Source organism: Priestia sp. MDV22-iso46 (assembly GCF_058629175.1).
In genome coordinates this window covers 282,467-304,188 of sequence record NZ_JBZVWT010000002.1, presented here as the reverse complement: position 1 = coordinate 304,188, position 21,722 = coordinate 282,467, and the positions used below count along the sequence as shown (strand labels likewise).

Below are 21,722 nucleotides of genomic sequence, written 5' to 3'. Positions count from 1 at the left end.
TCTTATTTTTGGTCGTCAAACCACTTAACGATTAATTTATCTAATTCACCGTTTTCTTTCATTTTCTTTAATTCACGGTTAAAGTCATTCGTTAGCTTGCTGTCTTTAGGAAATGCGATTGCTGATCCTTTACTTGAATCTGGACGTCCTGTATCAGACATTTGCAAGCTTTTGTCTTTGTTCACATACCCTTTAGCTACTGTATCTTCAATAATCGCTGCATCGATACGATTTGATTTCATTTCTTGAATTAGTTCTGGAATACGGTCACGCGTTGTTACATTTACTCCGTCAACTTCTTTTGCAATTTCTTTTGCTTCGTCTGCTTGGATAGAAGAAGTTTGTACACCGACTGTTTTCCCTTTTAGTTCTTCTGCATTTTTAATTGGCGCATCTTTCTTCGATACAATCATGTTTTTTGCTTCATAATATACGTCTGAGAAGTCCACGTTCTTTTTACGCTTTTCAGTTGGCGTCATACCAGCTAAAACTAAATCGACTTTATTAGATTGTAAAGCTGGAATTAATCCGCCAAATTCCATATCCTTCACCTGTACGTCATAACCTAACTTTTTACCGATTGCTTTTGCTAAATCTACGTCAAATCCGATTGCTTCACTATCACCTTTTGCCGTATCAATATATTCAAATGGTGGGTAATCTGCTGATGTTCCCATTACTAGTACTTTTTTATCTTTGTCGTCGCTGCTTGCTCCGCCATTAGACGTTCCTTCTCCTGCTCCGCATGCAGCTAAAACGCCTGCTGTTAAAAGACCAATTGCCGTTACCGATAACCACTTCTTCAATTTCATCTTCGTTCCCCCTAGTTTATTCCTTACATTATTTTTTAAAAATTAATAATATTATGAAATAAGTTTTTTACTATTGCAAGTAAATGTCGAAATTTAAATATATATTCATATAAATGTATTTTAACACAATGTTATAAATATGCAATATCTTTTTTAAATATAAGTTTCACTATTTGAAAATACCTTTTCTCAACATTTTCCACTCTCTAGAAAGCCTGCATACAGATAGGTAAAAAAACGCATAAAAAAAGAAGCCGTTTAAAACGGCTTCTCTCTTACACTTCTTCACAATGCTGTTCGAATGCTTCTTGCAGCTTCATCACAACTGACATTGGCTCGTGGCCTTCAATTTCGTGACGTTCTACCATTGTGATAATTTTTCCGTCTTTTAATAAGGCGAAAGATGGAGACGAAGGCGGATAACCTTCAAAGTATTCGCGTGCACGCGCAGTTGCTTCTTTATCTTGCCCAGCAAATACTGTAACCAAGTTTGTTGGACGTTTATCATAATGTACAGCGTGCGCTGCAGCTGGTCTTGCAATACCTCCTGCACAACCGCAGACTGAATTCACCATTACAAGCGTTGTACCAGGCTTTTTAAACGTTTCATCTACCGCTTCAGCCGTCGTTAATTCTGTATAACCAGCAGCTGTAATTTCTTTACGGGCTTGACGAACAACGTCGTTCATAAACAAGTTAAAATCGATATTCATTTTCATACCTCCCTTTTGCTATCTATTCTTTATCATAGCAAACGAAAACTAAAAAGGCGATTGCTTTGACTCATTTTTTCTTGGTAATCAAGATTAAACAAGAAAAGAAATGGTGATACTATTTTTACAGCTAGAAAACCATACTCTTAACTCCCTAGTGTAGAAGGATCCGCATAAAATGCAGGATCCTTTTTTATATTTCCTTCATCGCCTGCTGGTAGGTTTTAATCAAGCGTTCGAGAGCTTCAGCCATTGTGACATCTCCCGTCATCATTTGTTTTTCAACATCCCCTAACGTTTGCTTAACTAAAGGATGTCCATAAAATGATTCTTGTAAATATTCATTAACACTTGCTTGTAACCATGCCTTCATTTGCTTTCGCCTTACTGTATAAAACAGATCATTTTTATTCATCCATTCCTTATAGTCACAAATTATCTTCCACAAGTCTTGAAACGATGCTTCTTCATAAGCAGAAGTTGTGATGACCTGTGGGTTCCACCCTCCAGAATGACCGTGAAGGAAACCGATGACGCTTTCATATTCTTTTGCAGTCACTTCTGCTTTTAGCCGGTTATCCCCGTCTGCTTTGTTTACACAAATCAAATTAACCCATTCAAGCAGCCCTTTTTTAATTCCTTGCAAATCATCTCCTGCTCCGGTCAAAGCAAGCAGAACAAAGAAGTCTACCATCTCTTTTACAATCATTTCACCTTGGCCAACACCCATCGTTTCGACAAATATGATGTTATACCCAGCCGCTTCACAAAGAAAAATGGCTTCTCTCGTTTTAAGATGAACACCTCCAAGCGTTCCTTGAGAAGGTGAAGGACGGACAAAAGCGTTCTCTTGTTTGGTAAGCAGCTCCATTCTCGTTTTATCTCCTAAAATACTTCCTCCAGACAAGGTACTGCTTGGATCGACTGCCAAAACTGCAACGGAATGGCCATTTTTGCATAGGTACGACCCAAATTTGTCAATCAGCGTACTTTTTCCTGCTCCGGGTACGCCTGTAAAACCAATGCGCACTGAATGCCCCGTATGAGGATAGATTTCTTTAATCAGCTGTTGTGCTATTACTTTATGCTTCGGCGCTTTACTTTCAATTAAAGTAATGGCTTGAGCTAACGCTGTTCTTTTCCCTTCAAGCAGCCCTTGTGTATAATCTTGTACCGTTTTTAATTTCACCAATTGTCTTCACCAACTATTCTTCTAACCGTTTCTTTATTTCATGTAAGACGGAAACGGCCGCTTTTGGGATTACTGTTCCAGGTCCAAAGATTGCAGAAGCGCCGTGTTCTAAAAGAAATGAGTAGTCTTGTTTAGGAATAACGCCTCCGACAATAACAACGATATCGTCGCGCTCTAATTTCTTTAACTCATCAACAAGCTGCGGCAGTAACGTTTTATGCCCGGCTGCCAAAGAGCTTATGCCAATTACATGTACGTCGTTTTCTACAGCTTGCCTTGCTGTTTCTTGAGGCGTTTGAAATAAAGGACCAATATCAACATCAAAGCCAAGGTCAGCAAAGGCTGTTGAAATAACTTTCGATCCTCTGTCATGACCGTCTTGCCCCATTTTCGCGACTAAAATTCTTGGGCGTCTTCCTTCTTCCTCTAAAAATTCAGCCGTGAGCTTTCGAACTTCTTCGATTTGATCTCGATGCACAAACTCTGCACTGTATACCCCGCTGACTGACTTAGAAATAGCCTGATGTCTTCCAGCCACTTTCTCAATAGCTTCTGAAATTTCACCTAGTGTAGCTCTAGCTCTCGCAGCTTCAACCGCAAAAGCAAGGAGATTCCCTTCACCTGTTTTGGCACAATTGGTCAGTCGATTAAGCGCTTCGATTACCGCTTGTTCGTTACGCTCACTGTGTATTTTCTTTAACTTTTCCAGCTGCTTCATTCGAACTGCTGTGTTATCAATATCAAGAATATCAAGCGGTTCTTCTTGCTCCGGCTGAAACTGATTCACACCTACAATAATTTCTGCCTGCGAGTCTATTCTTGCTTGTCTGCGCGCAGCGGCTTCTTCTATCTTCATTTTAGGTACGCCTGCTTCTATTGCTTTTGTCATTCCGCCGAGCTGCTCTATTTCTTCAAGGTGCTTCCACGCTTTTATCATTAATTCATTCGTTAATGATTCCACATAATAAGAGCCTCCCCAAGGATCAATAACGGAACAAATCTCCGTTTCATTTTGTAAATAAAGCTGCGTATTTCGGGCAATTCTAGCTGAAAAATCAGTTGGAAGAGCAATCGCTTCATCCAGTGCGTTTGTATGAAGCGACTGCGTATGTCCTGATACTGCAGCCAGAGCTTCGACGCATGTTCTAATAACATTATTAAATGGATCCTGCTCCGTTAAGCTCCATCCGGACGTTTGAGAATGCGTTCTAAGAGCTAGAGATTTAGGATTATCCGGCTCAAACTGCTTCATTAGTTTTGCCCAGAGCAGCCTCCCTGCTCTCATTTTCGCTACTTCCATAAAATAGTTCATTCCAATTGCCCAGAAAAAGGATAGCCTCGGAGCAAATGCGTCAATTGTAATTCCCGCTTTCAAGCCGGTTCGTACATATTCAAGTCCATCTGCAAGCGTATAAGCAAGCTCTAAGTCTGCTGGAGCACCTGCTTCTTGCATATGATAGCCTGATATACTGATACTGTTAAATTTCGGCATGTACTCCGCTGTATATTTAAAAATATCTGCAATGATTCGCATTGACATCTCAGGAGGATAAATATATGTATTGCGCACCATATATTCTTTTAAAATATCGTTTTGAATCGTTCCAGCCAGCTTTTCTTTTTTTACGCCTTGTTCTTCAGCTGTTACGATGTAGAAAGCTAAAATAGGAAGCACCGCCCCGTTCATCGTCATCGACACGGACATTTGGTCAAGCGGAATCCCTTCAAACAGCTGCTTCATATCCATCATTGAATCAATTGCAACACCTGCTTTCCCTACGTCTCCAACAACTCTTGGATGATCAGAGTCATAGCCGCGGTGGGTAGCGAGGTCAAAAGCAACAGACAGCCCTTTCTGTCCAGCAGCTAGGTTTCGGCGGTAAAAGGCATTGCTTTCCTCCGCCGTTGAGTATCCTGCATACTGTCTAATAGTCCAAGGCCGATTCACATACATCGTTGCATACGGTCCTCTCACAAACGGTGGGACACCAGGTGCAAAGTGAATAAAGTCGAGGTTATCTCTGTCTTTTTTTGTATACACTGATTTTAATTCAATTTGTTCATTTGTTTGAAAAGCAGTGTATGAACTTTGAGTCACGTCATCTTCTCTTTGCTGCTTTGAAAATGATAATGGAATATTAGAAAAAGAAGGCTTTTTATACATGAACTTCTACCTCCAAAGCACATAATAACTTCTTAACGCATTGAATAACATTCGTCTTAGGATGTATGACGCTCATTACACCTTTTTGCTGCCACTGCGTTTTGCGTGATACATGTTCTTCCCCTACTACGTACACATAAACAGAATCTTCCTCAAAATAAGTCATCGCTTTTGTTAAGAGCTTTTCCACGAGTTCATCACTTCCACAGATCACATATGCTTCGTGCTTTTGTTCATTCATCCAATCTGCTATCTCCACATAGGAATCTATGTTTTTAATTGTTTCACACGCAAAGCCTGCACTTTCAAATAAAGACCGGGCAATCTCAGCTTTTTTACGGCTGCTAGGATCGGTGAGCTCCATAATGCCAATGCTCATTCCCTTTGTATAAACCCGTATTTTTTCAAACTTCTCTGCTGCTCTCCACTTAGTGAGCGGCACAACACTGTCAGGCTGTGTCTGCTTCGCCATTTGTTTTAGCATCCACCCTGCTGTTACCCCTTTAGATGCTAGCTTTGTATAGTCCTCTAGCGAAAGATTTGATGAAAATTCCGAAGCGTTCTGATCACTGTATTTATCCATTTTTATTTCTTCTTTTTTAAACGGCGTGCTTTTTATCTCTTGAGATGCATCCTGTTGCTTAGGAGCATAGTGTGTGACTCCGATCAAGCGCTCAATTCGGCACTCTATATCCTCTTGTCTTTTTACTTTCATTTGTTCAACTTCATCTTGAATTCGCCCTTGTTTTAAAGCTTCTTCCATTCCGCCGTGGTCTTCAATGTTGCCAAATAACTCCCAAGCTTTTGTCATTAATTCATGTGTGTAGGCTTCAACGTACCAAGAGCCTCCGGCAGGATCCATTACTTTTGATATATGTGTTTCGTGCTGCAAAATTAAGTGAGTGTTACGGGCAAGGCGATGAGCGAACTGAGAAGATGAAGATGTGACGGAATCATATGGTTCAATATGCAGACTATCCGCTCCTCCTACAATAGAAGCAAATGCTTGAACCGTGCTCCTTAATGCATTTGTATACATGTCTTCTTTAGACTGTGTAAGATGTGACGTTTCCGTATGGATAAACGGCACTGAAACGGCCGTGTCATCAAAAGCACGAACCACATTTGCCCAAAGCATGCGAAAAGCACGAAGTTTTGATATTTCCATAAATAAATGTGAGCTAACTGAAAAAGAAAAGGTCATGTGAGGTAAAACTTGATGTAAGGACAAACCGCGTTTTATGCATTCATCAATATACTGCACCCCTGTAGCAAGCATATAAGCTAGTTCTTGAACAGCGTTTGCACCGCTGTTATGGTAAGGAATGCTTGATACAATGATCGTTTTGAGCTCTGGAACATTACTGTGAGCCAAACGCGTTGCGTATGCTAAATGATCGTATAAATCTCGAGTAGAAAGTGGAACTCTTCCATATTCAGCAAGGGTGCCGAGCGGATCCATTCCAACCGTTCCTTTTAGCTGTCTCATATTAAAGTTATGATCAACACAGTATGCTTTTAGAAACGAAAGAAGTGGAACGGATGTACATCCCGTATTTAAAAATAAAGGCACCGCTTCAAGAGCTACATGCTGAAACAAATGAGCAACATCCTCTAAAGTAGAAATTGTAGCGCCTGAGGCTACTTCAGCTTCAGTTGCTTCATCAATGTCTTTCCCTTGCCTCATTGCTTCACTGCATGTAAAAGCGGCCGTATTTTGTCCATTTCTCAAACTGTGTAAAAGAAGTTTATTGCTTTCTTTAATAGAAGGTAAGTCGATTTTTTGGGTGATTTCCCATTCCCCTAGTATGTATGATTCTTTACCGGCTCCTCTTAAACAATCTATTCCCGCCGGACTCTGCTGTAAGTAGTCTAAATGTGCCGTATCACTTTCGAAATAAAGCGGTTTCAAAAAGATGTTTTCTAACGTTTCTTTTGAAGAGATCGCGGTATTTTTGCTAACTTCCTGTGCCCAATCTTCTTTAGGTGTACGTGTAAATTCATGAAATGATAATGTATTTGTTTTCATTTCCATGCCCCTTTACAGTTAATAGCTGCCTGCTAAACCGAGATGATTACACTTTGAAGTTTGATGATTCTTCTTTTATTTTAATACATCTTTTACAAATTGTTCAATCATTGCTTCAAAATAAAAAGGGGCCGAGACATAATTAACCTACGTTTACCATCACCATAAAAAAATCCGAACGAGTTGGATTCTCTATCAAGAATCTCAATTCATCGTTCGGATCTTCCTTCAGCTAAAATATTTTGTGCCAGCCTCTGTTTTAATAGACAGACGTATTCTCTTTAGAAGTAGATTCTAAAATCTCTTTAACTCTTGCCAAGAATCTGCCGCACACCAAGCCGTCTAACACGCGGTGATCAAGTGATAAACATAAGTTAACCATATCTCGAACAGCAATCATGTTATCAATAATAACCGGACGTTTTACAATAGATTCTACTTGTAAAATAGCCGCTTGCGGGTAATTAATAATCCCCATTGATTGCACGGAACCAAATGAGCCTGTGTTGTTAACAGTAAACGTTCCGCCCTGCATGTCTTCAGACTTCAATGAACCCGTACGAACTTTTTGCGCGAGCTCTGTAATTTCACGCGCAATGCCTTTGATTGTCTTTTCATCGGCTTGTTTAATAACCGGCACAAACAAAGCATCGTCTGTTGCAACAGCAATGGACACATTAATGTCTTTTTTCTGAACAATACGGTCTCCTGCCCACATTGAATTCATTTGAGGGAATTCTTTTAAAGCTTGAGCCACTGCTTTTACGAAGAACGCAAAATACGTTAAGTTAAAACCCTCTTTTTGTTTGAACTCCGTCTTTAATGCATCACGATAAGAAACTAAGTTCGTTACATCAACTTCAACCATTGTCCATGCATGCGGAATTTCGTGCTTGCTGCGAAGCATATTTGCTGCAATAGCTTTACGCACGCCTGTAACAGGGATTTCTTGATCTCCTGCTGCAGACACAACCGGCGCGGGCTGCTGCGTTTTTGGAGCAGCTGCCGCTACAGGTGCTTCTGGCTGAACTGTTGATGCAGGTGTTTCTTTCACTTCAGCAGCTCCGCCTTTTTCGATAACAGCTAAAATATCTTTTCTCGTAATACGGCCGCCCGCCCCTGTTCCTGTCACGGTATCTAAATTAATATTATGTTCTTGTGACAGACGCATAACAGCTGGAGAGTACCGACTTTTATTGGATTGACTGTCCGCTGTTTTTGACGCTGATTCTTCTACAGTCTTATCAGACGTTTTCTGTTCTTTTTGAGGTACAGTTCCTTCTACTTCAATTAAACAAATCACTTCTCCTACAGGCAAAGTATCATCTTCACCTGCAATTAACTCTTTAATTGTTCCACTAAAAGAAGAAGGCACTTCAGCATTTACTTTATCCGTCATGACTTCAGCTAACGGGTCGTACTTATTTACGTGATCTCCAACAGAAACGAGCCATTTGCTAATTGTACCTTCTGTTACACTTTCACCGAGCTGCGGCATCGTAATTTTTTCAATAGCCAATTGATACAACTCCTTTTAAAATTGAGCTAATTCTCTCATTGCTTTTTCTACTTTATCTGGATTCACCATAAAATATTTTTCCATTGTTGGTGCATACGGCATAGCTGGAACATCAGGGCCAGCAAGGCGCTGAATTGGCGCATCTAAATCGAATAAGCAGTGTTCAGCAATAATAGCTGCTACTTCGCTCATGATGCTGCCTTCTTTGTTGTCTTCCGTTAAAAGCAGGACCTTACCTGTTTTAGATGCCGCTTCAATAATAGCTTCTTTATCAAGCGGATAGACCGTTCTTAAATCTAAGATGTGTGCTGAAATACCGTCTGCTTCCAGTTTTTCAGCAGCTTGAAGAGCAAAGTGTACACAAAGACCATATGTAATAACCGTGATGTCGTCTCCTTCTCTCTTTATATCTGCTTTGCCAATCGGAAGTACATAATCATCTTCAGGGACTTCTCCTTTAATCAAACGGTACGCACGCTTATGCTCAAAGAAAAGAACTGGATCATCATCACGAATAGCTGCTTTTAATAATCCTTTTACGTCATAAGGCGTAGAAGGCATCACAATCTTTAACCCTGGCGTATTGGCAAATAGTGCTTCAACAGATTGAGAATGATAAAGAGCACCGTGAACTCCGCCGCCGTAAGGAGCTCGAATTGTAATTGGACAACTCCAATCATTATTAGAACGATAGCGAATTTTCGCTGCTTCTGACACAATTTGATTGACTGCAGGCATAATAAAATCAGCAAATTGCATTTCAGCAATCGGACGCATGCCGTACATTGCCGCTCCGATTCCTACGCCTGCAATAGCAGACTCTGCAAGAGGTGTGTCAATGACTCTTTCTTCCCCGAACTGTTCGTACAGTCCGTTGGTTGCTTTAAATACGCCGCCTTTTTTCCCTACGTCTTCTCCTAATACAAACACGCGGGAATCTCTTTCCATTTCTTCACGAATGGCCATTGTTACTGCATCAATATATGAAATAACCGGCATATGTTCTCCTCCTTACTCACCGTACACGTATTTTAAAGCCGATTCCGCTTCTGCATAAGGAGCGTTTTCAGCATAATCTGTTGCATCATTAACGATGTTCATAATATCATCAAGCATTTGTTTTTCTCGTTCATCGGTTAACACGTTAACCTCTTTTAAATAAGTCGCAAAGTACGCAAGCGGATCGCTCTTTTTAGCTTCAGACAATTCTTCTGCTCCGCGATATGCACGATCATCGTCATCACTTGAATGGGCAGTCAAACGCTCTGAAACAGTTTCAATAAGAGTAGGCCCTTCTCCTCTGGATGCACGATCTCTTGCTTCTTTTACCACTCGGTACACTTCAAGGACGTCGTTTCCATCAATTGTGTAGCCTGGCATGCCATATCCAATCGCACGATCAGATACTTTTGCGCATCCTAGCTGCTTTTCAACCGGAACAGAAATCGCATACTTGTTATTTTCACACATAAAGATAACAGGAAGCTTATGAACACCTGCAAAGTTCGCGCCTTCGTGGAAATCTCCTTGGTTAGAAGATCCTTCTCCAAACGTAACAAACGTTACTAAGTCTTTTTTCTCCAATCGTCCTGCTAAAGCGATTCCTACTGCATGAGGCACCTGTGTTGTAACTGGAGAAGATCCCGTTACAATTCGCTTTTCCTTATGCCCAAAGTGACCTGGCATTTGACGACCTCCTGAGTTTGGATCTTCTGCTTTAGCAAACCCAGAAAGCATTAAATCACGCGCAGTCATTCCAAATGCTAGCACAACACCCAGATCGCGGTAATAAGGTAATATGTAATCATTCTCTCTATTTAAGGCAAAAGCTGCGCCAACTTGAGCGGCTTCTTGACCTTGACATGAAATAACAAAAGGCACCTTCCCTGCACGATTTAATAGCCACATACGCTCATCAATTTTTCGTGCAAGCAGCATAGTGCGGTACATTTCAAGTACTTGTTCATCAGTTAATCCTAATGATTCATGACGGTTTTTTGTCATGTTTAAACCTCCTTTAATCATCAAAAATGAATCGCTTTTCCATCTACAGCTAATGAAGCTTCTCCCATCGCTTCTGAAAGGCTAGGGTGAGGATGAATGGTATGAGCAATTTCCCATGGTGTAGCATCCAATACCTTTGCAAGACCTGCTTCAGAAATCATATCCGTCACGTGAGGTCCAATCATATGCACACCAAGGACATCATTTGTGTCGGCATCAGCAATAATTTTAACAAATCCCTCTGCCTCTCCATATACAAGAGCTTTTCCAACGGCCTTAAACGGAAACTTTCCAACCTTCAGCTGAAACCCTTGCTGTTTTGCTTCTTGTTCTGTTAATCCTACACTTGCTGCCTCCGGGCTGCTGTATACGCATTTAGAGATTGTTGTATAATCAATCTTCAAAGGCTTTTCACCATGTAAATGCTCAACAGCTACAATTCCTTCGTGAGAAGCTACATGTGCAAGCTGCAGTCCGCCAATCACATCTCCAATTGCGTAGATATGAGATTCTTTCGTTTGATAAAAATCATTTGTGGCAATCACACCGTTTTCTACTACAATATCGGTATTCTCGAGACCAATTCCTTCGACATTCGCTTGACGCCCTACAGATACAAGCAGCTTTTCTGCTTCATATTCTTGTATATCGCCTCCTACTTGAGCGGAAATTTTCACCTGACCACCAATAGACAGTGTATCAGCCATTACTTTAGCAGAAGTAATAATGTTAACTCCTTTTGCTTTTAAAAGCTTCGTCATTTCACGGGAGATATCTTGATCTTCTGTTGGTAAAATTCGATCGCTGTATTCAACAACCGTTACATCAACATCAAAATCTGTGAGCATTGACGCCCATTCAATTCCGATAACGCCGCCTCCCACAATAATAATAGAAGCAGGAAGTGTTTCCATCTTTAATGCTTCATCTGAAGTGATTACTTTCTCTCCGTCAATCGTTAAACCAGGTAATGTTCTAGGACGAGACCCTGTTGCGACAATTACATTCTTTGGAATAAGCATTTCGTTCTCTTCACCGCTTTTTAATTCGACGGAGATAGTTCCTGGCATAGGAGAAAAAATAGAAGGTCCTAAAATACGTCCAATTCCTTCATATACCTCAATTTTACCTTTTTTCATTAGCTGTTTGACACCATTATGTAACTGTGAAACAATTTCTGACTTTCGTTCTTGTACACGTGCATAGTTCAATAGTACATTGGACGTTTCTACGCCAAATTCACTGCTTTTCTTAGCCGTTTGATAGACTTCTGCACTTCTTAGTAAAGCTTTGCTTGGGATACACCCTGCGTGCAGGCATGTGCCGCCTAACTTATTTTTTTCCACAACCGCTACCGATAGACCTAACTGAGAGGCACGAATAGCTGCTACGTACCCTCCGGTTCCACCGCCGAGAATGACCAAATCATATTCTTTTGCCACACTGCTTCACACCTTTCTGCAAACGCTATTAAGCGCCTTTATATTCCTTCACTTCTTCTTCACCTGTAAGCACTCGTAGAGCCCCTTCAGCTAGCGCTTGAAGCTCATTTTCTCCAGGATAAACAATGACATCTGCAATCCACTTTACATGATTAATAATCAGCTCAACAAACGCTTTTGAATAAGCAATGCCTCCCGTTAAAATAATGGCATCTACTTTTCCATGCAATACCGTACTGGCAGCTCCAATTTCCTTCGAAATTTGATAAGCCATTGCTTCGTAGATAAGCTTAGCTTTTTCGTTTCCATTTTTCACCATCAATTCGACTTTCTGCACGTCAGATGTGCCCAAATAACCGACAAGCCCGCCTTTTCCTACAAGCATTTTCATAATCTCCTCGCGGTAATACTGACCTGAAAAGCAAAGACGAACTAATTCACCAACCGGTACACCGCCAGCGCGCTCTGGACTAAAAGGACCGTCACCGTGCAGGCCATTGTTCACATCAATTACTTTTCCGCGTTGATGAACTCCGACTGTAATGCCTCCACCCATATGGGTAACAATAACGTTCATTTGTTCATATGTGCTATTCATTTCTTTAGCCACTTTTCGAGCAACCGATTTTTGATTCAGCGCGTGAAAGATGCTTTTCCTTTCCATAAAAGGAGTTCCTGAGATACGAGCGATGTCACTTAGCTCATCTACCACCACTGGATCAACAATGTACGCTGGAATATTTAATCCAGACGCAATCTCAAACGCTAAAATCCCGCCTAAATTTGAAGCATGATGGCCGGCATAACCGTCTTTTAAATCTTTGAGCATGGCTTGATTTACTTCATATGTGCCGCCTTCAATCGGGCGTAAAAGCCCTCCTCTTCCACATACTGCACTTAATTTAGATAAATTAATCCCTTCTTCATCAAGTGCCTCTAAAATCGAGTTTTTACGGAACTCATACTGTGCATATATCGTCTCAAACTGATTCATTTGCTGTGAATCGTAGCGGATTGTTCGATCAAAAATTGGTTTATCGTTGTGAAACACGCCAATTTTTGTGGACGTTGAACCCGGATTTATTATCAGCATTCGATATTCGTGCATATCCAACACATGTCCTCCTACCTTATCATTCTCATAAACGAAGGCTAGGTCGAAAGGATTTCATTTATTCCTTTTGCCTAGCCTTCAGCTCAAACATTAGCGCGTATGACGTCTACTTAAAATATGCTGTCCATTTTGTAAAAATTGACTGCGTGAACGACGCAGCTTTTCAATTCTTTCTTCAGCTAAGCGATCTGCTGCTAGATAGGTTGGAATGCCATCTCGCTTTGAGATTTCAACTACCTTTTCAATATTATCATAAATACCTTCAACTTTTTTCAGCGCACGCTCACGGTTATACCCAACTAGCTCATCAGCTACGTTAATAACGCCTCCTGCGTTAATAACATAGTCGGGTGCATATACAATGCCTAATTCATGAATTAAATCACCATGACGCGTTTCTTTCAATTGATTATTAGCTGCCCCTGCAATAACTTTTGCTTTTATTTGAGGGATCGTTTCATCGTTAATCGTTGCTCCGAGTGCACAAGGAGCATAGATATCACATTCTACACCATAAATATCATTCGGGTCTACTGCTTGCGCACCAAATTCTTCTACCGCACGCTGAACAGCTTCTTTATTAATATCCGTTACAATAAGTTTCGCTCCTTCTTCGTGAAGGTGGCGGCATAAATTATACGCTACGTTTCCTACACCTTGGACAGCTACTACTTTTCCTTCAAGCATATCTGTTCCAAATGCTTCTTTTGCTGCTGCTTTAATTCCTCGGTATACGCCGTAGGCTGTGACTGGTGATGGATTGCCTGATGAACCAAAAGCAGGAGATACACCCGTTACATAATCCGTTTCCTCATATACAATATCCATATCCTCTACCGTTGTGCCCACATCTTCTGCTGTAATATATCGACCATTTAACCCTTGAATAAAGCGACCAAATGCACGGAACATCGCTTCATTTTTGTCTTTGCGAGGATCTCCGATAATAACCGTTTTCCCTCCTCCTAAATTCAAGCCTGCTGCTGCATTTTTATAAGTCATTCCGCGTGATAGACGAAGCGCATCTTCAATTGCAGCCTCTTCTGATTCATATGTCCACATTCTCGTACCGCCTAGAGCTGGTCCAATTGTTGTATCGTGAATCGCAATAATGGCTTTTAAGCCTGAATCTTTATCTTGGCAAAATAATAACTGCTCGTAATCGTATGTTTCCATATAGTCAAAAATTTTCATTGTTAGTGCCTCCTAAGAATTCTGTTGGGCGACGCTGATAGCAAGCGCCAGTGAGTATAATTTACTTTCTGATGAATCTGCTCTGGATGTTAAGACGACCGGAGCTTTTGCTCCTGCTAGAATAGCTCCAACTTTTGCTTTAGCAAAATAAATGAGGGATTTATATAAGACGTTCCCTGTTTCAATTGCTGGAACGAGTAATATATCTGCTTGACCGGCAACTTCACTTTGAATGCCTTTTTGCTTGGCTGCTTCTATGTTAATGGCATTGTCGAGTGCTAAAGGTCCATCAATAACGCAGCCTTTAATTTGTCCTCTGCGGTTCATCTGTGTAAGAAGCGCAGCCTCTACTGTTGCAGGCATCAAAGGGTTCACAACTTCAACCGCTGCAATAGGAGCTACCTTTGGCATCTCTACCCCAATAGAGTGGGCAACGTTCACCGCATTTTGAATGATTTGAACTTTCTCTTCCAGAGATGGCGTAATATTCATAGCTGCGTCTGTTACAAGAATCGGACGGTCATAGTGAGGAACGTCAAACACAGCTACATGTGATAAAACATTTCCCGTACGCAAACCATGCTCTTTATTTAACACAGCTTTTAAGATAAGCGATGTGGATAAATTCCCTTTCATTACGATATGAGCTTGACCTTGCTGAACTGAACGCACAGCCAATTGAGCCGCTTCTAAAACGGACTCCGTATGTACGACCGTCACAGCCTTATGAGTGAGTAAGGATGGGCGGTACTGCCTGAATAATTCATTAATTGTCGTTTCGTTGCCAAACAAAATAAATTCAGAAACTTCCCTTGACACAGCTTCATACACTGCCTCAATTGTTTCTAAGTCTTCAGCTGCAGCAACAGCAACAGTCAAAGAAGACTGCTTAGCAACCCGAGATAAGATGGTAGCAAGAGTCATGGAATGTTCGACCTCTCCTTTTTCATTCTTTCGTTTGCTCCGTTTTAAAGAGCATACTGCGCGTTTATGCAGTCACCTAAAATACATGCAAGATTTGTGCCATCCTCTGCATATATTACATAATATAGCTGCTTATATCCTTTCTTACGCACAAAAAAATTTTTTTATTGATTCTAACAACAAATAGAAAAAAAGAATACCTCTTTATTTATATGCAACAAATTGCACACCATGCATTTTATTGCATGCTGTTATTTGCAAGATTGTATTTTTCCAACTTATAATACAAAGAACGCAGGGAAATATTAAGCTGTTTTGCTGTTTTCGTTCGGTTATACTCGTTTGCAAGCAGCACTTTTTGAATAAGTTCCGCTTCGTAATTTTCCATCATGTGCGCTAAAGTCTTCCCTTCGAACATTACCTCTTCATTCACCTGATTTTTTTCTTTATTGCCCTTGCCTTCAAGTGAAGGGAGATGAACAGAATCAATCATTGTTTCTGTATAGTGCATATAAATAATCGCTCTACCTAATATGTTTTCAAGCTCTCTGACATTTCCTGGCCAGTCGTATGATCTTAATGACTGTAAAGCCCGCTCTGTTACTCCTTCAACATGTCGGCCGTAATCTTGATTAATTTTTGTAATTAAGTGTGTAACAAGCGCACCAATATCCTCTTTTCTCTTCCGAAGTGGAGGTATGTGAATCGGAATTTTGTTTAGCCGATAATACAAGTCCTGTCTGATGCTCCCATCAGCCATTCCTTTTTCTAAATTCACATTCGTAGCTGCAATAACGCGAACATTCACCGGAATAGGAGTCGTTCCTCCAACGCGAATAAGCTCTTTTTCTTGAAGAACCCGAAGCAGCTTAGCCTGCATATGAGCTGAGAGCTCCCCGATTTCATCTAAAAAGATGCTACCGTTATTGGCTTCTTCAAAAACGCCGCGTTTCCCGCCTCTTTTTGCCCCGGAAAAAGCTCCTTCTTCGTACCCAAAAAGTTCACTTTCAAGCAAAGACTCAGAAAGCGCAGCACAGTTAATCCGGACAAATTTATTAAACTTTCGGCTGCTCGCATTATGAATAGCATGTGCAAACAACTCTTTACCCGTCCCAGATTCACCTCTAAGCAAAACAGTAGCTGGTGTTTTAGCAGCAAGTCTAGCCTGCTCAATTGCTAACTGAAACTCTTCAGATTGACCAATGATATCAGCAAATGAATATTTCGCTTCAAGCGTTCGGATAATTTGACGCGCTCTTTTGAGTTCATTTGTAAGCTCTTGAATTTCAGACATATCATGAATAACGCCAACGCTGCCTTTTAATTTTCCATCAACAATAACGGGTGCAACATTCACAACTACGTCTCTTTTACTCGGACCGAGCCTCATCCTTACACCTCGAACAGGACGCCTTGTTTGCAGCACCTTCATGTGCATACTGTCTCCTTCAGAGATATCGGCAGTCGCGGGCTGACCAATAATATCCGTCTTTTTTAAACCCGTAATTCTCGTATAAGCAGGATTAATTAAAATCCCTCTTCCTTCTTCATCTACAACGGAAATAGCTTCTTCAGAAGATTGAATAATAGCTTGAAGCATAGTTTGTACTTCTTTTAAGTTCGTAACTTCTTCTGCCAATCCGACAACGTCCGTAATATCTTTAAAAATCGAAAAGGCCCCAAACAGCTCTCCATTCTCGTCGAGTATTGGTATTCTAGTCGTAATTACCTTGCGTCCGCTATCTAACACAAATTCACTATTTTGATCAATCGTTTTTGTATGAAGAACATCAACAAGTTTACTATTTGGAATGACTTTATGAAGATGCTTACCAATTACATCTCTGTGTGAAAAGTTCGTCAAACGCTCAGCACTTTGATTAAATAGCGTAATATATCCATTCCTATCAATCACGACCATCGCATCATGAGCCGCGTTAAAAATAAGATCATATTTATACGATTCTTGCTTTAACCGCTGAATTAACTCTTCTTTTTCCTCCATCAGATTGGCCATAATTTCAGCAACCAATCCCGGCACTACCAGTGCATCAGCGGGTTTGCTTCTTTGCAATTGTTGAAAGACGCCTTGTTTACCTGTTGTTTCAACAATGACATCGAGCTGCTTTGTCATATAAGGCTCCCAATTCATTCCGGTTGAAATATCTTGTTCTTGCGCATGCAAAACAGCCGGCGCGTTAGCTCGTACGTCTACTACACCAATCACTTTCATAAATTCTGTTTCCAACAAGATTTTCAGAATAGCTAATCCGCCTTTTCCTCCTCCAACAATCAACACATTTTGCATATTTTTTCACCTTTTCTACTTAATATGTATATATTCCGTGCAAAATATTGCATATACCTATCATATAAAAAAAGAAACGCTCTTGACAATTTATTTAGTTCTTTTATGATTCAAGTATAACGGTTCGTTAATGTAAACGCATTCATTTTAAAAAAAGAGAAGAGAAAGGAGCAGTTATGGTTCGAATTATCGCACTGCTAATCTTACTTATTCCTGGTATACTCGCTGGCTATGGCATTAAACTTATGAGAGATATGATTTTTGGCATCCTGCAATCCCCGTTCCCTTCTTTATTTTTGCAATTTTCAGTCGGTCTTCTATTATTTTTAATCGGCCTTGGATTTGTTGCTGGCTTTATTCTGCACAGAGACCGCAAGCGAAACAAAGTTCAAAACAGATTTCAAAAAGATAAAAAAACATCGCATTAATGCGATGTTTTTTTACGAAAAGCGCCCTCCAAATTGCTTCACCATTTTTTCTGGATAATCGGTAATAACGGATTCACATCCATATTTTCGAAGCTGCTCAGCTACTTTTACATCATTTACTGTGTAAGGTCGCACTGGAATTTGACAATCTTTTGAAGCGGCTACATTTACTTCATTAACGGTACGCTGATTAGGGTGAAGAGCTTTTGCGCCAAGATGCTGCGCATATACCCAAGGCTCATACATCGGATAAGAATATAAAATAGCTGTTTCAATCGTAGAATCTAGAGAACCAATTCGGGCTAAGCTGTTATGATTAAAAGATGAAATCATCGTTCGATCCTTCATCTTGTATAAATAAATTAAATCCAAGACTTTCATTTCCAAGTATGGATAGTCAAATATATTGTTTTTCAACTCAATATTTACGCTAATTCCTTCACTTAAAGCCCACTCCATTACTTCATTTAACGTGGGGATTTTACATACTCCATACTTTTTTTTGAACTTATAGCTCGCATCTAATTTTTGTAAATCTTGATACGTAAAATCTTTTACATACCCTTTTCCATTCGTCGTTCGATCTACTTTTTCATCATGAATTACAGCAAGTTCTCCATCCTTTGTCATATGCACATCAAGTTCAATTCCATGTGCTCCAACTCTCGCTGCTTCTTTGAAGGAAATCATCGTATTTTCAGGAAACGTTCCAGCTGCGCCGCGATGACCTATTACAAACATACTTGCTCAACTCCTCTATTATCACTTATTATTAACTTTAGCATTACTTAATAGTGAAAGCACGAATTTATTGTTTATACTTTTTTACTTTCATTACTTTATATGCAAAAGGAGGTCGTTGTGTATGAGACCACTGCAAATTTCACCGGATACAGCCGTAAAATTAGCGGAACAATTAAATATCCCCCTAGAGCAATTAATGCATATGCCTCAGCATATTTTGCTGCAGAAACTTGCTGAATTAAATGCGAGCGAAGATAAAAAAGGATCTGAATAACAGATCCTTTTTTCTTTCGAATTTTCATTTCCAAAAATAGTATTACCTTCTCACTTCATTCCCCATAACATATATTAGAATATTTAATAATATAAATGTATTTTTAAAAATGCTTTTAAATAAGTAATTTAATACTTTTTTGTGTATATTTAATTATTTTTTGATTTTTCCATATAATTTCATTGACGAAATTATTGTTTTTCTACTAAAATAAAAATACATTATATTTATTCCAGTACTTATATTCTGATTTTTTGATCAATTCAAAAAAAAAGAATTAAATAGTATGAGAAAAATTTAGGGGGACTTCATTATGCAAGCAGCTGTACAACACGAAAATCAGCAGCCAAATGGGTCTAGGAAAAAACATCCTCCTGGACTGTACTTATTATTCGCTACTGAGGCATGGGAAAGGTTTAGTTATTATGGAATGAGAGCCATTCTGGTTCTTTATTTAACTGCTACCGCTGCTCAAGGTGGACTCGGGGTAGATAAAGCAACTGCGCTGAGCTTATATGGAACATTCACTAGTGCTGTTTACATTACGCCAATGATTGGCGGATATTTAACAGACCGCTTCCTCGGAAGAAGGTTAGCCATCACTATCGGTGGTGTGATTATGGCACTTGGGAATTTTTCCATCTTCATTCATCAAAGTGTAGCCGCTTTGTATATCGGACTTGCTTTATTAATTATCGGAAACGGATTTTTCAAACCAAATATCTCCACATTGGTCGGAGATCTGTATGAAGAAAATGATCCTCGCCGTGACGGTGCTTTTACCATTTTTTATATGGGTATTAACTTTGGTGCATTTTTCGCACCGTTAGTTGTTGGATTAATGAGTTACAAATACGGATTTTTAACAGCAGCTATTGGAATGGTTGTTGGACAAATTTTATTTAACCTACTGGCTAATCGCTACTTAGGTGATATCGGGAAAGAGCCTACAGGAAAAGTTCACGCAGCGGCATCTCAAACATCAACTGCTCCGCTGACAGTACGAGAAAAGAAAAGAACGGTTGCTATCGTTATTCTAGCCTTCGTTGTTATTGCTTTCTGGACAGCTTTTGAACAGGCTGGAAGTTCTTTAACGCTATATGCTCAAGATCAAATTAATCGTCAAATAGGTAGTTTCACGGTTCCAACAGAGTGGTTCCAATCATTGAATCCGCTGTTTATCATGATTTTAGCACCAATTATGTCACTAGTTTGGTACAAGCTAGGAAATTCAAAACGCGGTGATTTCAAAACGCCAACAAAAATGGGTATGGGACTTGTAACAGTCGGATTAGGATTCTTAATTTTAATTCCGGCCGTTATGTATACTGGTAATGATCCAGCTTTAAAAGTAAATATCCTGTTCATGATTTTCACTTACTTCCTGCACACGCTAGCTGAGCTTATGATTTCGCCAGTAGGGTTGTCTATGGTAAGTAGACTAGCTCCATTAAAGCTTGCTTCTCTTTTAATGGGCGTATGGATGGCAAGCTCTGCTGTCGCTAATAAGCTAGCGGGTGTTCTTGCATCTTATACACAGTCTTTAGGTTATTTCGATATCTTCAGCTTAATCGGAGCTGTAACAATTGTACTTGGAATTATTGTTCTGTTCCTTTCAAAACCGATTGCTAAATTAATGGATTAAAAAAAGCAGCCTTTTCTGAAGGCTGCTTTTTTTATAATTTACTTATCCATATCCCATTTAAAATATGGAGATAAATTTTTTAATGCATCTTCTAAATCTTTTTTCAAGTACAAAACCCTCATAACAATTAAATAAATTATTTCAATAAAATACACCACTATGGATATGAAGAAAAACAAGATGCACGTTCCATTAACCTCAATATTTTCACCTCTTACAACAAAATAAAAAGACCAATGAATGATTAAAATTCATCGGCCCTGCAGTAGAAAGTTTATTGGTTTTCAGTTTACTATCTAGTGTAAATTCCAAAAGTTTATCGGCATGTACTCTGTATTACAAAAGGTATCAGCTCACTCAAAACCCCGTAATTCCAGCAGTCCTATCCCTTTCAACTCGCTTTATGTTCAAGGCGTAATTTATCCGCAACCATGGCGATAAATTCACTATTTGTCGGCTTCGCTTTTGACATGCTGACAGTATATCCGAATAATGAAGAAATGGAATCAATGTTTCCTCGGCTCCATGCTACTTCAATGGCATGACGAATGGCGCGCTCAACGCGGCTTGCCGTTGTATTATATTTTTTTGCAATATCAGGATACAGTACTTTTGTAATCGACCCAAGCAGCTCAATATCCTTATATACCATTGAAATGGCTTCTCTCAAATACAAATAGCCTTTGATATGAGCAGGTACACCAATTTCGTGAATGATGCTCGTAATGCTTGCATCTAAATTTGCTGGTTTGCTGTCGCGATGTGAACGCATGGAAGAAGATGAACGTTGCATAAATGAAGATGTTTGTCCGCTAACTTGACGAATATGATTCACTAAGTTTTCCATATCAAACGGTTTTAGAATAAAATAAGCAGCTCCTAAATCCACCGCTTTTTTCGTTACGTCTTCTTGACCAAATGCTGTTAGCATAATGACATTTGGATAATTTTCTTTTTTCATTTCTTTTAACTGACCTAAAACTGCTAATCCATCTAGATGCGGCATAATAATGTCTAATACAAGAACATCCGGATTTTTATCTTTTAAAATGGATAAACACTCTTGTCCATTGTAAGCTACTCCGATTACTTCCATGTCTTCTTGCTCTGAAATATAATCTTCAAGCAAACCAATTAGTTCCCGATTATCATCAACCAAGCATACTTTAATTTTTTTCAATGCAGCTTCCTCCTCAGTCCTTTATGTTATACGTCG

The 21,722-nt window shown here is 39.7% G+C and carries 18 protein-coding genes; 3 read left to right on the top strand and 15 right to left on the bottom strand.

From position 1 onward, the window contains the following. Positions 1-2 precede the first annotated feature (2 nt). The 13 genes from AC4NPH_RS13480 to AC4NPH_RS13420 form a co-directional block, all read right to left on the bottom strand. Positions 3-806, bottom strand: a complete 804-nt coding sequence (locus tag AC4NPH_RS13480; protein ID WP_029320256.1) for a transporter substrate-binding domain-containing protein — start codon at positions 804-806, stop codon at positions 3-5. Positions 807-1,087: 281 nt separating this feature from the next. Continuing rightward, the gene (locus AC4NPH_RS13475) at positions 1,088-1,525 is read right to left on the bottom strand and encodes a BrxA/BrxB family bacilliredoxin (RefSeq protein ID WP_013059116.1); all 438 of its coding nucleotides are present in this window, start codon (positions 1,523-1,525) and stop codon (positions 1,088-1,090) included. A gap of 193 nt (positions 1,526-1,718) precedes the next feature. Then, complete coding sequence (meaB, locus tag AC4NPH_RS13470) at positions 1,719-2,714, bottom strand: methylmalonyl Co-A mutase-associated GTPase MeaB (RefSeq protein WP_013059117.1); 996 nt, start codon at positions 2,712-2,714, stop codon at positions 1,719-1,721. Between the two features lie 16 nt (positions 2,715-2,730). Beyond that, positions 2,731-4,881, bottom strand: coding sequence for a methylmalonyl-CoA mutase (gene scpA / locus AC4NPH_RS13465; RefSeq protein ID WP_491938789.1), 2,151 nt, complete (start codon positions 4,879-4,881; stop codon positions 2,731-2,733). After that, positions 4,874-6,910, bottom strand: coding sequence for a methylmalonyl-CoA mutase family protein (locus AC4NPH_RS13460; RefSeq protein WP_063672658.1), 2,037 nt, complete (start codon positions 6,908-6,910; stop codon positions 4,874-4,876). The genes scpA and AC4NPH_RS13460 overlap by 8 nt, the downstream gene beginning before the upstream one ends. A 259-nt stretch (positions 6,911-7,169) precedes the next feature. After that, the gene (locus AC4NPH_RS13455; protein ID WP_013059120.1) at positions 7,170-8,429 is read right to left on the bottom strand and encodes a dihydrolipoamide acetyltransferase family protein; all 1,260 of its coding nucleotides are present in this window, start codon (positions 8,427-8,429) and stop codon (positions 7,170-7,172) included. A 15-nt stretch (positions 8,430-8,444) separates the two neighbouring features. Further along, positions 8,445-9,428 (bottom strand): alpha-ketoacid dehydrogenase subunit beta, encoded by a 984-nt coding sequence (locus AC4NPH_RS13450; protein WP_013059121.1) that lies wholly within the window; start codon positions 9,426-9,428, stop codon positions 8,445-8,447. A 12-nt stretch (positions 9,429-9,440) separates the two neighbouring features. Continuing rightward, positions 9,441-10,433: a thiamine pyrophosphate-dependent dehydrogenase E1 component subunit alpha gene (locus tag AC4NPH_RS13445; protein WP_013084976.1), complete on the bottom strand. Its 993-nt coding sequence runs from the start codon at positions 10,431-10,433 to the stop codon at positions 9,441-9,443. Positions 10,434-10,453: 20 nt separating this feature from the next. Next, complete coding sequence (gene lpdA / locus AC4NPH_RS13440; protein WP_063672662.1) at positions 10,454-11,875, bottom strand: dihydrolipoyl dehydrogenase; 1,422 nt, start codon at positions 11,873-11,875, stop codon at positions 10,454-10,456. Between the two features lie 28 nt (positions 11,876-11,903). Next, the gene (buk, locus tag AC4NPH_RS13435; RefSeq protein ID WP_371388668.1) at positions 11,904-12,983 is read right to left on the bottom strand and encodes a butyrate kinase; all 1,080 of its coding nucleotides are present in this window, start codon (positions 12,981-12,983) and stop codon (positions 11,904-11,906) included. Positions 12,984-13,079: 96 nt separating this feature from the next. After that, positions 13,080-14,183 (bottom strand): branched-chain amino acid dehydrogenase, encoded by a 1,104-nt coding sequence (gene bcd / locus AC4NPH_RS13430; RefSeq protein ID WP_013059125.1) that lies wholly within the window; start codon positions 14,181-14,183, stop codon positions 13,080-13,082. Positions 14,184-14,195: 12 nt separating this feature from the next. Further along, positions 14,196-15,107: a phosphate butyryltransferase gene (gene yqiS, locus AC4NPH_RS13425; RefSeq protein ID WP_013059126.1), complete on the bottom strand. Its 912-nt coding sequence runs from the start codon at positions 15,105-15,107 to the stop codon at positions 14,196-14,198. Positions 15,108-15,345: 238 nt separating this feature from the next. Beyond that, positions 15,346-17,415 carry a sigma-54 interaction domain-containing protein gene (locus AC4NPH_RS13420; RefSeq protein ID WP_013059127.1) on the bottom strand — a complete coding sequence of 690 codons (2,070 nt, stop codon included), beginning with the start codon at positions 17,413-17,415 and terminating at the stop codon, positions 15,346-15,348. Positions 17,416-17,591: 176 nt separating this feature from the next. Between AC4NPH_RS13420 and AC4NPH_RS13415 the strand changes: the two genes are divergently transcribed. Further along, entirely contained in the window at positions 17,592-17,843 is a 252-nt protein-coding gene (locus AC4NPH_RS13415; protein ID WP_013059128.1) for a DUF2627 domain-containing protein, read from the top strand. 12 nt (positions 17,844-17,855) lie between these two features. Here AC4NPH_RS13415 and AC4NPH_RS13410 read toward each other — a convergent pair whose 3' ends face one another. Beyond that, positions 17,856-18,584, bottom strand: a complete 729-nt coding sequence (locus AC4NPH_RS13410; RefSeq protein ID WP_013059129.1) for a glycerophosphodiester phosphodiesterase — start codon at positions 18,582-18,584, stop codon at positions 17,856-17,858. 124 nt (positions 18,585-18,708) lie between these two features. Here AC4NPH_RS13410 and AC4NPH_RS13405 point away from each other — a divergent pair, with 124 nt between their 5' ends. Both AC4NPH_RS13405 and AC4NPH_RS13400 read left to right on the top strand, forming a co-directional pair. Further along, positions 18,709-18,861: a YycC family protein gene (locus AC4NPH_RS13405; RefSeq protein WP_013059130.1), complete on the top strand. Its 153-nt coding sequence runs from the start codon at positions 18,709-18,711 to the stop codon at positions 18,859-18,861. 313 nt (positions 18,862-19,174) lie between these two features. Further along, positions 19,175-20,506, top strand: a complete 1,332-nt coding sequence (locus tag AC4NPH_RS13400) for a peptide MFS transporter (RefSeq protein ID WP_013059131.1) — start codon at positions 19,175-19,177, stop codon at positions 20,504-20,506. Between the two features lie 391 nt (positions 20,507-20,897). Here AC4NPH_RS13400 and spo0A read toward each other — a convergent pair whose 3' ends face one another. After that, complete coding sequence (gene spo0A, locus AC4NPH_RS13395) at positions 20,898-21,686, bottom strand: sporulation transcription factor Spo0A (RefSeq protein ID WP_013059133.1); 789 nt, start codon at positions 21,684-21,686, stop codon at positions 20,898-20,900. Positions 21,687-21,722: the final 36 nt, after the last annotated feature.

Coding starts and splice junctions, on each gene's coding strand:
- AC4NPH_RS13475 (WP_013059116.1), bottom strand. CDS start 1,525: ATGAATATCGATTTTAACTTGTTTATGAACGACGTTGTTCGTCAAGCC.
- AC4NPH_RS13420 (WP_013059127.1), bottom strand. CDS start 17,415: ATGCAAAATGTGTTGATTGTTGGAGGAGGAAAAGGCGGATTAGCTATT.
- AC4NPH_RS13405 (WP_013059130.1), top strand. CDS start 18,709: ATGAGACCACTGCAAATTTCACCGGATACAGCCGTAAAATTAGCGGAA.
- buk (WP_371388668.1), bottom strand. CDS start 12,983: ATGCACGAATATCGAATGCTGATAATAAATCCGGGTTCAACGTCCACA.
- AC4NPH_RS13450 (WP_013059121.1), bottom strand. CDS start 9,428: ATGCCGGTTATTTCATATATTGATGCAGTAACAATGGCCATTCGTGAA.
- AC4NPH_RS13415 (WP_013059128.1), top strand. CDS start 17,592: ATGGTTCGAATTATCGCACTGCTAATCTTACTTATTCCTGGTATACTC.
- scpA (WP_491938789.1), bottom strand. CDS start 4,881: ATGTATAAAAAGCCTTCTTTTTCTAATATTCCATTATCATTTTCAAAG.
- AC4NPH_RS13400 (WP_013059131.1), top strand. CDS start 19,175: ATGCAAGCAGCTGTACAACACGAAAATCAGCAGCCAAATGGGTCTAGG.
- bcd (WP_013059125.1), bottom strand. CDS start 14,183: ATGAAAATTTTTGACTATATGGAAACATACGATTACGAGCAGTTATTA.
- AC4NPH_RS13410 (WP_013059129.1), bottom strand. CDS start 18,584: ATGTTTGTAATAGGTCATCGCGGCGCAGCTGGAACGTTTCCTGAAAAT.
- AC4NPH_RS13445 (WP_013084976.1), bottom strand. CDS start 10,433: ATGACAAAAAACCGTCATGAATCATTAGGATTAACTGATGAACAAGTA.
- yqiS (WP_013059126.1), bottom strand. CDS start 15,107: ATGACTCTTGCTACCATCTTATCTCGGGTTGCTAAGCAGTCTTCTTTG.
- AC4NPH_RS13460 (WP_063672658.1), bottom strand. CDS start 6,910: ATGAAAACAAATACATTATCATTTCATGAATTTACACGTACACCTAAA.